The 12,367-nt window shown below is 73.8% G+C and carries 12 protein-coding genes and 1 riboswitch; of the genes, 3 read left to right on the forward strand and 9 right to left on the reverse strand.

The window, feature by feature from the left end; all coding sequences use genetic code 11:
- Positions 1-106 precede the first annotated feature (106 nt).
- From ABT034_RS29220 to ABT034_RS29230, 3 genes are all read right to left on the reverse strand, one after another.
- A complete protein-coding gene (locus ABT034_RS29220; protein ID WP_351220065.1) occupies positions 107-838 on the reverse strand; it encodes a transglycosylase family protein in 732 nt (243 codons plus the stop codon).
- Between the two features lie 3 nt (positions 839-841).
- Positions 842-1,015, reverse strand: a riboswitch (cyclic di-AMP (ydaO/yuaA leader).
- 258 nt (positions 1,016-1,273) lie between these two features.
- Complete coding sequence (locus ABT034_RS29225) at positions 1,274-2,464, reverse strand: LysM peptidoglycan-binding domain-containing protein (protein ID WP_502973081.1); 1,191 nt, start codon at positions 2,462-2,464, stop codon at positions 1,274-1,276.
- Between the two features lie 93 nt (positions 2,465-2,557).
- A complete protein-coding gene (locus ABT034_RS29230) occupies positions 2,558-3,853 on the reverse strand; it encodes a cytochrome P450 family protein (protein ID WP_351220067.1) in 1,296 nt (431 codons plus the stop codon).
- Between the two features lie 97 nt (positions 3,854-3,950).
- Here ABT034_RS29230 and ABT034_RS29235 point away from each other — a divergent pair, with 97 nt between their 5' ends.
- Positions 3,951-5,150, forward strand: coding sequence for a globin domain-containing protein (locus tag ABT034_RS29235; protein WP_351220068.1), 1,200 nt, complete (start codon positions 3,951-3,953; stop codon positions 5,148-5,150).
- Positions 5,151-5,158: 8 nt separating this feature from the next.
- On the opposite strand, the gene ABT034_RS29240 is transcribed toward ABT034_RS29235, so the two are convergent.
- The 3 genes from ABT034_RS29240 to ABT034_RS29250 are packed head-to-tail and all read right to left on the reverse strand — an operon-like array spanning position 5,159 to position 6,970.
- Positions 5,159-5,353, reverse strand: a complete 195-nt coding sequence (locus ABT034_RS29240) for a hypothetical protein (RefSeq protein ID WP_351220069.1) — start codon at positions 5,351-5,353, stop codon at positions 5,159-5,161.
- The gene (locus tag ABT034_RS29245; protein ID WP_351220070.1) at positions 5,350-6,309 is read right to left on the reverse strand and encodes a nucleoside triphosphate pyrophosphohydrolase; all 960 of its coding nucleotides are present in this window, start codon (positions 6,307-6,309) and stop codon (positions 5,350-5,352) included. The genes ABT034_RS29240 and ABT034_RS29245 overlap by 4 nt, the downstream gene beginning before the upstream one ends.
- 16 nt (positions 6,310-6,325) lie before the next feature.
- On the reverse strand, positions 6,326-6,970 hold the full coding sequence (locus ABT034_RS29250) for a SurA N-terminal domain-containing protein (protein ID WP_351220071.1): 645 nt from the start codon (positions 6,968-6,970) through the stop codon (positions 6,326-6,328).
- A 284-nt stretch (positions 6,971-7,254) separates the two neighbouring features.
- Here ABT034_RS29250 and ABT034_RS29255 point away from each other — a divergent pair, with 284 nt between their 5' ends.
- The gene (locus tag ABT034_RS29255) at positions 7,255-9,687 is read left to right on the forward strand and encodes a YfhO family protein (protein WP_351220072.1); all 2,433 of its coding nucleotides are present in this window, start codon (positions 7,255-7,257) and stop codon (positions 9,685-9,687) included.
- On the opposite strand, the gene ABT034_RS29260 is transcribed toward ABT034_RS29255, so the two are convergent.
- The 3 genes from ABT034_RS29260 to ABT034_RS29270 form a co-directional block, all read right to left on the reverse strand.
- Complete coding sequence (locus ABT034_RS29260) at positions 9,586-10,902, reverse strand: collagen-binding domain-containing protein (protein ID WP_351220073.1); 1,317 nt, start codon at positions 10,900-10,902, stop codon at positions 9,586-9,588. The two genes, ABT034_RS29255 and ABT034_RS29260, sit on opposite strands and share 102 nt — an antisense overlap.
- A 101-nt stretch (positions 10,903-11,003) precedes the next feature.
- The gene (locus ABT034_RS29265; RefSeq protein ID WP_351220074.1) at positions 11,004-11,495 is read right to left on the reverse strand and encodes a winged helix DNA-binding protein; all 492 of its coding nucleotides are present in this window, start codon (positions 11,493-11,495) and stop codon (positions 11,004-11,006) included.
- Positions 11,492-11,974 (reverse strand): MarR family winged helix-turn-helix transcriptional regulator, encoded by a 483-nt coding sequence (locus ABT034_RS29270; RefSeq protein WP_351220075.1) that lies wholly within the window; start codon positions 11,972-11,974, stop codon positions 11,492-11,494. Before ABT034_RS29270 ends, ABT034_RS29265 begins: the two co-directional genes overlap by 4 nt.
- A 159-nt stretch (positions 11,975-12,133) precedes the next feature.
- On the opposite strand from ABT034_RS29270, the gene ABT034_RS29275 reads away from it, so the two are divergent.
- Positions 12,134-12,367: hypothetical protein (locus ABT034_RS29275; protein WP_502973082.1), on the forward strand; the 234-nt coding region annotated here is incomplete at its 3' end.

A 12,367-nucleotide genomic window follows, 5' to 3' on the forward strand; every position in this document is an offset into this window, starting at 1 on the left:
ACCCCGGTCGGGCGCGCACGGGGGAAGGGCGCGCCGGACCGGGGTGGTCACCGCGGGAGGGTCGTGGGGACCGCGTGAGCCGCCGGACTCACGCGGACCGCCGGGCTCACTTCAGGTGAAGCTGCTGGCCCGGGTAGATGAGGTCGGCGTCGTCGACGATCTCGTCGTTCAGCTCGAAGAGCTGGGCCCAGCCGCCCTTGACGCCGTGCGCCTGGGCGATGGTGCTGAGGGTGTCGCCGGAGACGACCTTGTACTCGCCGTCACCCTTCTCGACCTTCTTGCCGGTCGGGGTGGTGACGGTCTTCTTGGCGGCCTGCGGCGCGGCCTCGCGCTGCGGGGCCTGCTCCTGCGGGGCCTGCTGCGTGGCCTGCTTCGGGGCCTGGCGCTGCTCGCTGCGGGTGGTCGGCTGCTCGGCCTTCCGCTCCTCCTGCTGCGGGGCGGACTCGGTGGAGCCGCCGTCGTAGGAGGCGCCGGAGAGACCCACGCCACAGCTCGGCCAGGCACCCTTGCCCTGGCCCGCGAGGACCTTCTCGGCGACGGCGATCTGCTGGGACTTCGACGCCTGGTTGGCGGTCGAGGCGTAGGCGGTGCCGCCGTACGCGGCCCAGGTGGAGGCCGAGAACTGGAGGCCGCCGTAGTAGCCGTTGCCCGTGTTGATGGACCAGTTGCCGCCGGACTCGCACTGGGCGACGCGGTCCCACTCGGAGGCCGTGGCGGCCGAGGCGGTGCCCGCGGTCATCAGCGGGGCCGCGACGGCGACACCGGTGACGCCGACGAGCGTGGCGACCTGGGTGGCCTTGGAGGGACGGCGGTGTTTGCCCTTGCCGGAAAACAGCATGGAGATTCTCCTCACCGACGCCTGTGAGGTGAGCTGTCGGGTTCGGGCCGGAAAGTTGCCCGGCCGCGTGTCCTAGCACGCGGCTTCACCCCAAGCCGATCATCGGCCGTCTTTCTCAACGGCCGGGACCGGCACTTACCTTGGGTCCCCCACTCCTGCCTTCGGCGCTTACGCGACGACTGTTCCCATCGGCCGACGGCAGGATTCGGCGTTTCGGTCGACGGGGCCCGCGGTGGCGAGCGGTGATGACCGTAGACACAGACCCACCGGAAGTTCAAAGAGGCGTATTGCGGAAATACCGCCCCTACTTGGCTTCCGGAAGGTGCTGTTTGTGCAGGTGAGAGGTGACGGGGGCAAAGATTACGGACGGGACACGCCAGTTGGAGCGAAGAGACCCATGTCTCACTTGCCCAGAACCGGACATACGCCCCCGAATCACTTGGTCGTCGAAGCCGGAACGTCCGTCAGATCGAGGCTCTGACCAGGGAGGATCAGGTCCGGATCGATGCCCACCGTGCCCCGGTTGGCGTCATAGAGGGCGGTCCAGCCTCCGGGGAGTTCGTTCGCCTGCGCGATGTCGGACAGGCTGTCACCCGGCCGCACGGTGTACGCGCCCGAAGTGTCCTGACTGTCCGTTGCGCCCGAATCCTTCGCCGCGTCAACCGGCGTCGTAACGAGGGGGCTTTCGGTCAACTTGTTCTCGGATGAAGCATGTCTACCTGATTCAGACGAAGTGTCCGCCTTGCCGGTTTCCTCCGGTGCGGCATCGCCCCGGTGCTTGCCGGTGCCCGGCGTGGCCGACGACGCGTCACCTTCCGGAGTGCCGGGCGTCACGGACGAACCGGGCGTACCGGGCGTGACGGAGGCGTCAGGGGTGCCGGGCGTGACCGGGGTGACCGGCGTGACCGGGACGACGGGGTTGACCGGGACGACCGGCGCGGCCGGGTCGGTCGAGCCGCTCGGGGCGGCCGGGGAAGTCGGGGCGGTCGAGCCGGTCGGCGCGGTGGGGCTCACCGGAGCGGTCGGCGAGACGGGGCCGGTCGGCGCGACGGGGGCCGTCGGCGAGACGGGCCCGGTGGGCGTGGACGGCGTGACGGGAGCGGTCGGCGTGACCGTACCCGTGATCCCCTTCGTGGTCTCCGGGGAGCCCGTGGAGGCCTCCGGCAGCCCCGCCGTACGGTTCGACTCGACGACCGGCCCCGTGGGGGCCTTCGGGACGGAGGTCGGGCCGGGGTCCACGCCGGGGGCCGTGCCGTCGTTCGTCAGGCCGGCGATCGGCGCGCAGGTGGCCCACTCGGTGGAGCCCTTCGCGAGGGCCTTCTCGGCCACCGCGATCTGCTGGGCCCGGCTGGCCAGGTCGGCGCTGGGCGCGTACGCCAGGCCGCCGTTGCGCTCCCAGCTGTCCTGGGTGAACTGGAGCCCGCCGTACATGCCGTTGCCGAAGTTGGCGCTCCACTGGCCACCGGACTCGCACTCGGCGACGCGGTCCCAGGTGGCGGCGTCGGCCGCGGACGCGGATCCGGCGGCGAGCAGCGGCAGCGCCATGGCGGATCCGGTCACACCTGCGGCGACGACGATGGCGGGGGCCTGACGGGGGCGACGGTGTCGTCCGTTCCCGGAACGCATAGGAGCGCCTTTCGCGTGACGGCTGAGAGTGCGGTGAACGTAGCGGTATTCGAACGCTCGTCACAAGTCGATGGCCGCACGATCACGCGAAGATCACATTTCTGACACGCCGTCACTGTGGCGGAGCGGTACGGACGGGGAGAACTCCACCGGAAGCGTGCGCAATCCCCGCATGATGAGCCCGCCGCGCCACCGCAGTTCGGCCGGGTCGGCGGCAAGTCGCAGGTCCGGAAGACGTGTCAGGAGGGTCGCGAGCGCCGTCTGCCCCTCAAGCCGGGCGAGCGGCGCGCCGAGGCAGTAGTGGATGCCGTGCCCGTACCCGAGGTGCTGGTTGTCGCGCCGGGTGAGGTCCAGCGTGTCCGGCGCTGTGAACCGCTCCGGGTCCCGGTTCGCCGCGGCGAGCACGACGAGCACCGGGTCGCCCGCCGGGATCTCCTGCCCGCCGATGGTCAGCGCCCTCGTCGCGTACCGCCAGGTCGCCATCTCCACCGGCCCGTCGTACCGCAGCAGCTCCTCCACCGCGGTCTCCAGGAGCGCGGTCTCGCCCGCCGCGACCGAGGCCTGGAGCCGCTCGCGCCGCTCCGGGTCCCTCAGGAGCGCGTAGACGCCGTTGCCGATGAGGTTGATGGTGGTCTCGAAGCCGGCGAAGAGCAGCACGAAACACATGGCGGTGGCTTCGGCCTCGGTGAGGTGGTCGCCGTGGTCGCTCGCGCGGATGAGGCCGGAGATCAGGTCGTCGCCGAGGTCCTGGCGCTTGCGGTGGATCAGCTCCGCGAGATAGCCGCGGATCTTCTTCACCGACCGGGCGACCCCGCCGCGGGGGCCGCCGCCGTGCCGGATCATCATCCCGGCCCAGTCCCGGAAGTCGTCCTGGTCCTCGCGGGGCACGCCGAGCAGGTCGCAGATCGCGTAGATGGGCATCGGGAACGCGAACTCGTGGATGAGGTCCGCGCTCCCCTTCTCCGCGAAGGAGTCGATGAGCCGGTCCGTCAGCTCCTGCACGCGCGGGGCGAACTCGGCGACGCGGCGCGGGGTGAACGCCTTCGACACGAGCCGCCGCAGCCGGGTGTGGTCGGGCGGGTCGATGTTGAGCAGATGCGTCATGAGGCCCGCGCTGCGCTCGCCGGGGATCCCGGTCTTCCCCGGCTCGGCGTGGTGCACCGGGTTCTTGGAGAGCCGCTGGTCGGCGAGGGCCTGCCGGGCGTCCGCGTACCGCGTCACGAGCCAGGCGTCGACCCCGCTGGGCAGCGTCGTCCGGTGCACGGGCGCGTGCTCCCGCAGCCAGGCGTACGAGGGGTACGGATCGCTCGCGAACTCCCAGGTGAAGAGCTCGGGGGCGGGCGGCGCGGCAGACGGTCGGGCGGGGGCGGGGCCGGGGGTGGTGCTCACCCCCCGACGGTACAGGGCGGCCCGCGCGGTGAGGTGTGTGGAGATCATGTGATCAAGAAGGGGGGCCGTGCCCTAGATTCGTGCGGTGGATCCTCAGATGCTCAGAAGCACGTTCGCGGTCGTCGAGAGACGGGCCGAACACGCCGTCACCTTCTTCTACTCGCATCTCTTCTGGAACAACCCCGGCCTGCGCGAGCTGTTCCCCGCCGACATGCGGCCCCAGCGGGACCGGCTCTTCGCCGCGCTCACCCACGTGGTGACCCACATCGACGAGCCGGGGCTCACGGAGTACCTGGGCCGGCTCGGCCGCGACCACCGCAAGTTCCTCGCCGCCCCCTCGCTCTACGCCGCCGTCGGGACGAGCCTGCTCGCCGCGTTCGCGCACGCCGCCGGCTCCGCGTGGACCCTGGAGGCCGAGAAGGCCTGGACCGAGGCGTACGGGCATGTCGCCGACCTGATGCTGGCGGGCGCCGACGAGGCGGCCGGGGCCGGGGAGCCGGCCTGGTGGGACGCGGACGTCGTCCGGCACCAGCGGTACGGCGACGACCTGGCCGTCCTCACCCTGCGGCCCCGGCAGCCCCTGCCGTACCTTCCCGGCCAGTACGTCGGCGTCAGCTCGCTGCGCGTCCCGCGCGTCTGGCGCACCTACTCCCTCGCGGACGCGCCACGGCCGGACGGCACGGTGGAGCTGCACGTGAGCCGGATTCCGGGCGGCGCCATGAGCACGGTGCTCGTCGACGAGACGGGTCCGGGCGAGACCCTGCGGCTCAGCGCGCCGGGCGGCGGCCTCACCGCACGGACGGAGCCGGGCGGACTCCGTACCTATATATGCGCGGGTACGGGCTGGGCCCCGGTGCGGGCGCTGCTCGCGGAGGCGGCGGAGGCGGAGCCGGAGCTGACGGGCCGGCTGTTCGTCGTGGCGCGCGCGAGGGAGTACCTGTACGGGCGGTGGGACGCGGAGCGGCTGAGGGGGCTGCTCCCCCGTCTCAGCGTCACCTACATCACCTCGGCGCCCGGGCATCCCAGGGCCCAGGCGACCGAGCGGCTCCTCGAGTCGCTGCGGGCCTGCGTCCACTGGGCCGCGCACGACGTCTACCTCGCCGGGCCGCCCGGCTTCCTCACGGAGGTCACCGAGGCGCTCGTGGAGCTGGGCACCGACCCGGCCCGCGTCCACCACGACACCCTGCCGCCCGTGGGCCGCTTCACCGTCCGCCCGACCACCGCGGCCGAACGCCTCCTGGGCCCGCCGCCACCGCTCTGGCACGACCCGGAGTCCCGCGCGCCGCGCGGACTCTGAGCCGGGCGTCAGCTCCGGGCGCGCGGGCGCACCCGCATAGCGGCGCACCGCGCCAGCCGGACGACGCCCACCAGCGCGAACAGCGCGAAGACGACGCGCAGCCACTCCGGGCTGCCGCCGCTCGCCGCCTCCCACACGAGGAAGAGCGTGAGGAGGGCCGTCCCGCCCACGTCGCCCTTCCGTCCGCTCCGCGGCCCGGTCACACGCCCTCCGCCGCGCGGATCGCGTCCCGGTACGTCCTGGCCGCCGCGCGCAGTGCCGCCTCCGGGTCCACGCCCTCCGCCTCCGCGCGGGCGGCGAGGGCGAGCAGCTCGTACCCGATGCCCTCGCCCTTCGGCAGGGTCACGTCGAGCCCGGCCGTCCGTACCCGGCCCGCGAGCTTCGTCGCGAGCGCGAGGCCCGGCTGGCCCAGCGGCACCCCGTCGGTCACGGACTGCCGCTGCTTCTCGATCGCCTTGGTCCGCAGCCAGTGGGCCTTGACCTCCTCCGGCGTCTCGGCGGTCGCGTCGCCGAAGACGTGCGGGTGCCGGTGGATCAGTTTCTCGACGATCGTCCCGGCGACGTCGTCCACGGAGAACGGCTCCTCCGGGTCCTCCTCGGCGATCCGGGCATGGAAGACGACCTGGAGCAGGACGTCCCCGAGCTCTTCGCGGAGCTCCTCCCGGTCGCCGTCCTCGATCGCCTCGAGGAGTTCGTACGCCTCCTCGATGCCGTACTTGGCGAGTCCCTTGTGCGTCTGCCGCGAGGACCAGGGGCACTCGCGCCGGATCCGGTCCATGATCTGCACGAGGTCGAGGAGCCGGGCTCCGGGCAGGTCGTACGAGCCGGGCAGCAGCTCCAGGTCGGGCATGGTGAAGCGGCCCGAGCCGGCGAGCCGGGCGAGGCCGTCGGTCAGCGCCCGGTCGCCCTCGCCGGAGGGGAGCAGCAGGACCGTGCGGTCTCCGGCGCAGGCCTCGACGAGTTCCTCGGCGGTGGGCCGCAGGTGCTCGACGGCGACCCCGGCCTCCCGCAGGTACGGCAGCTGGGGGTGGTGCTCGTCGGGGCAGAGCACCCGGTCCGCGCCGCGCAGCGCCTGCCAGGCGGGCCAGGACAGGAGTCCGGGCGCCACGCGGTGGCTGGCGGTGAGCAGGACGATGCGGCCGGGGCTCTCAGATGTCACCCCTCGAACCTACCGCTCAGGCGCCGGCCGGGGCGGCGCCGGGGTCCTGGCTGATCTGCCGCAGCCAGGGCGCGGTGGTGGAGGCGAGCCGGACCTGGGCGTCGTCCCAGGCGCCGTAGCGCGGATTGACGTCGATGGCGAGGGCCTTGGACGCGGCGGAGAAGACGTCCGTCAGCTTCTTCTGGCCCTCGGGGGTGTCCGTGACGCCGAGCTTCTCCGCGATCTTGTTCATGAGGACGTTGCGGCGGACGACCTCGTCGATCTGGCCGGGGGCCACGCCCTGCTCCTGGAGGAGGACGGTGGCGAGCTGCTCCTCGCCGCCGCTCTCGCGGACGAAGGCGGTCCTGGTCTGCTGGAGTTCGGCGCGGGTGACACCGACGCCGTGGTCCGCGGCGACCTTGTCGACGACCCGGTCGAAGATCATGACGTTGAGCTTGCGGCGGGGCAGGTCCCCGGTGGCCTGGACGAGCTGGGCGGCCTGCGGGGAACGTTCCTGCGCGGTGCGTACGTCCTTCACCTGGGCCTGGAGGCTGGAGACGTCGATCCGTTCACCGCCGACGACGGCTGCCGCTCCTGGGTGGGCGTCACTGCCGCAGGCGGTGAGCAGCGGGGCCGCGGCGAGGAGCGCGGCGGAGACGGTGAGCGCAGTGCGGCGGTGCAAAGGAGCCTCCCGGGCTGGTCGTGCGTCAGTGGAACGACCTTGCGGTGATCGATGGTAGGGAGTCGCCGGGGCCGGAGCCACTACTTCGGTGCGACTGTTTCCCCCAACGACTCACCCGCACGCCGGGTGTCGGCCCGCACCACGCCCGTCTCGGGCCCCTCAGGGCCCGTCCCAGCCCTCTCCGGGCTCGCCGGTCCGCGCGGATGACCTTCAGGCGACCATCGCGTGAACTGGGTGGCCGTGCCCGGTTCTTCCCGGCCCGTCGCTGGCATATTCGAACCGCCATGTCGAACACCAAGCGATCCTCACTCCTCGCCGCCCTCCTCACGGTGGTCGCCGTCTGCGGCGGGGACGCCGTCGCCCGGGTCTTCCCCTTCGGGCCGCGCCACCGGGCCGTCAACGACCTCGCGAACCAGTTCGTGCCGTTCCACGCGCACCTGTGGGACCTGCTCCGCGGCCGGGCGGACGGCGGACTGCTCCTGGACTGGCGGGCGGGCTGGGGCACGAGCTTCCTCCCCGACTACGGCACCTATCTGTCGAGCCCGTTCGCCCCGCTGGTCGCGCTGTTCCCGCGCGGGGACATCGAGTACGCGGTGTACGCGGTCACCGTCCTGAAGACGGCGGTCGCGGCGGCGGCCATGACGTTCCTGCTGCGCCGCCTCGGCCCCGGCTCCTGGTGGTGGGCGTCGGTCCTGGGGGCCTCGTACGCGCTGTGCGGCTGGTCGCTCGCGGAGGGCACGTACAACCCGATGTGGCTGGACGGCCTGATCGCCTTCCCGCTGCTCTGCCTGGTGGGCGAGTGGGTACGGGAGGGCCGGCGGCCGCTCCTCGGTCCGCTGGTGGTCGCGGTGTGCTGGGCGGCGAACTTCTACACGGCGTACATGGCGACCCTGGGCGCGGCGCTCGTCCTGCTCGTACGCCTGGCGACGACGGACTCGTTCCGGTGGCGGACCACGGGCCGGGCGGTCCTGACGACGGGCCTGGGGGTCGGTCTCGCGGCCCCCGTCCTCGTCCCCGTCCTCCTCGGCTCGCGCCACGCCCACCCGGGCCTGGTCCGGGAGTTCGACCCGGCGCCCGCGACGGACGTCCTGGCCCGGCTGCTCCCCGTGACGTACAGCTTCTCGACCCCGGCGGCCTTCGTCTGCACGGCGGTGCTCCTGCTCGCGGGGACGCTGCTGTTCCGCCGGGACCTGCCGGGCCGGGAGCGATGGCTGTGGGCCGGGTTGTGCGGGGCGGTCGTGGCCTCGATGCAGTGGGGCCCGACGCATCTGCTGTGGCACGCGTTCGCGACGCCGAACGGCAGCCCGTACCGGCAGACCTTCGTCCTCTGCGGTGTCCTCGTCCTCGCCGCCTGGACCGGCCTCACCCATGGCCGCCCCGACCGCCGTTCCCTGCTCGGCGGGGCGGCGGTCGTCCTCGCCCTGACGGCGGGGGCACTGCCCAGCCCGTTCGTCACCGGCTGGGCGCTGCTGTTCGCCGGCGTGGGTCTGGCGGCGGTCGTGGGGGCGCTGCTGCTGCCGGTGCGGGGGCGGAGGCGGCGGCTGTACGGGGTGCTCGCCGTGTCCCTGGTGATCGGCACGCTGCTCGGGCAGGCGGCGGCGACGACGGCGTACGCGGACCGGGAGCGTCTTGCCCGGCTCGACGACTACCCGCCGTGGGGCCCGGAGCACGCGCGCCGGGCGGCGGCCCTCGCGGCGGCCGACGGCTGGCCCTCGTACCGCACGGACGCGGGGCTGCCCCGGGTCGCGGGGAACGATCCGCTGCTGCTCGGCGGGCAGGGCGCCGCGTACTACAGCAGTCACACCCCGGCGGTCCTGACGGAGACGCTGACCGCGCTCGGCGGCGGCTGGACCTCGCGGGGCCGGAACCTGCTGAGCCTGGACAACCCGGTGACGGACGCGCTGTTCGGGGTGGGGGCGCGGTGGCGGGACGGCGCGGTCGTCCGTACCGAGTCGTCTCTGCCGCTCGTGACGGTACGGCCCCGGGGCCCGGCCCCGGTCTACGGCCGGTCGCCCTTCCGCAACCAGGAACTCCTGCTCGGCGCGCGGGTGTACGGGGCTCCGCACGCGGGCGCGTGCCCGGTCGGCACCGAGGTCTTCCTCTGGGCCCCCGACGCGACGGGCCCGGCCCGCCTGGGCGACCGCGAGACCCACCTGCTCGGCGGGCAGCCGAAACGGCGGGCGGCCATGACGTCCCTGGGCGTCCAGCGCGTACCCGGCCTGAAGCCGGACCTTCCGGGGCCCGGCGGCGAACTCGGCTGCCTGGACCACGAACGGCTCCGGGCGGCGGTCGCGGCCCTCCGCGCGCGTGCGGCGACCTCGGTCCGGGTCACCTCGGACGGGATCCGGGCCGACCTGCCGCCCGGCACCACGGGCACGGCGGTCGTGGCGGCCCCCCGGATCGCGGGCTGGACCTGCGAGGGCGCCCGACCCGTCTCGTACGGCGGCCTGCTCGCGATCCCGGTCTCGGCCCCGGCCTCGGACTCGGCCCCGGTCTCCGGTACGTCGTCGGTCGCCTGCACCTTCCGGCCACCGGGCCTGCGAGCGGGCCTCGCGGCGGGGGCGATGGCGGCGGTGCTGCTCCTGGGGGTGGTGCTGGCCGGGCGGAGGGGCGGTTCAGTTCCTGAAGCGTCGGACGAGGAGCAGGCCGGCCGCCGTGCTCAGTACGGCGAGGGCGGCCGCCGCGTACGTACGCGCGCGCGTGCCGCTCTCCGCTAGGCCGGGGGCGGGGGCGGGGGCGGAGGCGGTCGGGGGTGGGGGCGTCGACGGGGCCGGGGTCTCGGGCTGCCGTGTCGGGCCCGGTGTCCGGTCCGGCCTGCTCGCGCAGGTCAGCTCGGCCGCGAACGGGGCGTGGTGGATCTCGCCCGCGTTCTCCGGCGCCCGTGAGGTGCGCTGGGCGCCGTTCCGGCCGACCGCCGCGCGGGTGTCGAGTTCGTCGAGGGGACCCGCCGTCAGGGAGCGGACGAGGACGTCTCCCTCGATGGCGTCGGGGTCGCGGTCGGTGAGGTGGGCGCGGGGGGCGTAGATCGTTCCCACGACCGTGCCGCCGCCCGCGATCGTGAGGTCCGTGGCGTCGGCGAAGTTCCACAGGATGTACGGCGCGTCGAGGCGGGTGGCGCCGGTGAGGACGGGGACGTCCCAGGTGAGGGCCGAGCCGGTCGCGGTCGTGTCGACGTCGATGACGAGCGGCCCGGACGCGGTCGGGCGGTTGAGGAGGGTGAGTGCGGAGAGCTGGTTGAGCTGCTCTCCGGTGAGGCGGAGGACGTTCGTGCGGCCGGCGTGGAGGGTGATGCGGCCGGGGTCGGCGAGCTCGACGGTGTTCGCGCAGGTGGCGAGCGCGTCGGCGCGGTCGCGGTAGGTGCCGAAGAGGGTGGCGGGGTCCATCGGGCCGGGGGCGGGGCCTACGGAGGCGGCGGGCTGACGGGTGGTGAGTTCGACCCGGGGCGCGGAGTCGTACCCGGCGCCGGTCGCGGTGACCCGGGTGCCGGCTGCGGTCGTGCCGGCGCCGTTCGCGACGACGTCGCTGCCGGTGAGGTCGCCGATCTTCACGTACCCGTCGGAGTGGACCTTCAGGACACCGACCGAGCTGCTGTCGGCGTACGCGACCCGGCCGCCGACCAGGAGGGCGGTGGGGCGGGCGTCGCCGGGGGCGGTGAAGGTCCCGGCGGTCCGGCGCGCGAGGGTGGACCCGGGGCCGTAGGACAGGTCGCCGCCGACGGCGACGGGGCCCTCGGACGCCGTACTGCCGAGCAGGGCGTCCTGCTCGGTGACGACACCGAAGCCGTGGTTCCCGGCGACGGGGTTGCCCACGTCGACCGTGGCGGCGGCGTCCGCGCGGGGGGCGGCCGCCCCGGCGGGGAGGGCGGCGAGCGCGCAGGCGGCACATGCGGCGGCGCAGGCGGTGAGCCGGAGGGGCCTGCTCGACTTCGTCATGCGAGGAACATGCGTCCGACCGGCCGCCGCTGCCGGGGGGACACGCCTGTACGCCGGTCAGATGCCGTAACGAATCCACGCGCGCGGGAGCACCCCCCGGGTCAGACCGCCGTGATCCGGTTCAGCCGGGCGGCGGCCAGCTCGGCGTTCGCGCGCGCGGTGACCAGGGTCAGGACGCGGCCCGTGGCGGCGAGGTCCTCGGTCGGGATGCCGGAGTACAGCCGGGCGGAGATCTCGGCGGAATCGGCGCTGGTGGTCTCGTACAGCTCCTTCCCGGCGTCCGTGAGCCGCAGCCGGGACGTGTCCGCCGGGTCCGCTTCCAGCAGCCTCGAGGCCGTCAGCTCGTCGATCACGCGGAGGGCGACCGGCTCGTCGGTCTTCAGCGAGTTGGTGACGTCGGCGGCGAGCGCGTCCCTGCCGACGGACTCGCCGGCGAGGACGACGGCCCGGAGCGTCACGCTCTGTTCGAAGGTGACGCCGTGACGGGTCAGCGCGCCCTCCAGGAGGGCGCGGGCGGCGTAGTGCGCCAGGGCGATGACCCGGCCGTTGGTGGTGGGCGGGGTGGCGGTGCCGGCGGCGGTGGTGGTGGTCATGACTGCTCCTCGTCGTTCTCGGTGGTCGGATCAAGAGGTGCGTCGAGCAAGGTCGCGAGGTCGCGGGTGAACTGCCGGGCGCGCGGCCCGTCCTGTCCCCCGAGCGGTTCGAGCAGCTGGTCGAGGAGGCCCTGGACCACGCGGATCGCACGCCGGGTGACATCGCGCCCTTCCTCGGTGAGCGACAGCTGCATGGCGCGCGGGTCGTCCGGGTCCCGGGTGCGGGCGACGAGTCCTGCGGTCTCCAGGGCGCGGGCGAGTTTGGAGACGTACAGCGCTTCGAGCCCCGTGTGGTCGGCGAGCCTGCGCTGGCTGGGCCGCAGCCCGGAGCGCGACATGCCGTACAACGACGCCATCAGCGCGTACTGGGCGTGGGTCAGGCCCAACGGCCCCACCGCCCGGTCGACGGCCACCCGCCACTTCATCGACAGGCGCCAGACCAGGAACCCTGCCGTACCTCTCTCCGCTTCTGCACTCACACGAAATACCGTACATGGCTACTGTAGCCATGGCTACTATCTGCCGCGAAACTTTCCCGGCCCCGGTCGCAACCTCGGGTGGTGACGCACGTCTGGTGGGTTGAAGGCGCCCTTCAGAGCATGTTCCGTCGTTTCCGTCCCACGTCTCGGGAGAACCCCATGTCCAGCCACGCCAAGCGGAACTTCCGCCCCCGCCCCCGGATCCTGGGCGCCGTCACCGGTGTCGCCCTCCTCCTCGGCGGCGGCGGCTTCGCCGCGCAGGCCGTCGCCGACTCCGGCACCAAGGCCACGCCCGCCCCCGCGCCCGCGCCGGCCGCGCCGGAGGTCGCCGAGGCGAGCACGCCCACCGCGGCGCCCGCGCCGGCCGCGCGCCCCCCCCGCGCGAAGGCCACC

The organism is Streptomyces sp. NPDC002773, from assembly GCF_040295605.1.
Lineage (GTDB): Bacteria > Actinomycetota > Actinomycetes > Streptomycetales > Streptomycetaceae > Streptomyces.

Coding starts and splice junctions, on each gene's coding strand:
- ABT034_RS29220 (WP_351220065.1), bottom strand. CDS start 838: ATGCTGTTTTCCGGCAAGGGCAAACACCGCCGTCCCTCCAAGGCCACC.
- ABT034_RS29225 (WP_502973081.1), bottom strand. CDS start 2,464: ATGCGTTCCGGGAACGGACGACACCGTCGCCCCCGTCAGGCCCCCGCC.
- ABT034_RS29235 (WP_351220068.1), top strand. CDS start 3,951: ATGCTCAGAAGCACGTTCGCGGTCGTCGAGAGACGGGCCGAACACGCC.
- ABT034_RS29255 (WP_351220072.1), top strand. CDS start 7,255: ATGTCGAACACCAAGCGATCCTCACTCCTCGCCGCCCTCCTCACGGTG.
- ABT034_RS29260 (WP_351220073.1), bottom strand. CDS start 10,902: ATGACGAAGTCGAGCAGGCCCCTCCGGCTCACCGCCTGCGCCGCCGCA.
- ABT034_RS29265 (WP_351220074.1), bottom strand. CDS start 11,495: ATGACCACCACCACCGCCGCCGGCACCGCCACCCCGCCCACCACCAAC.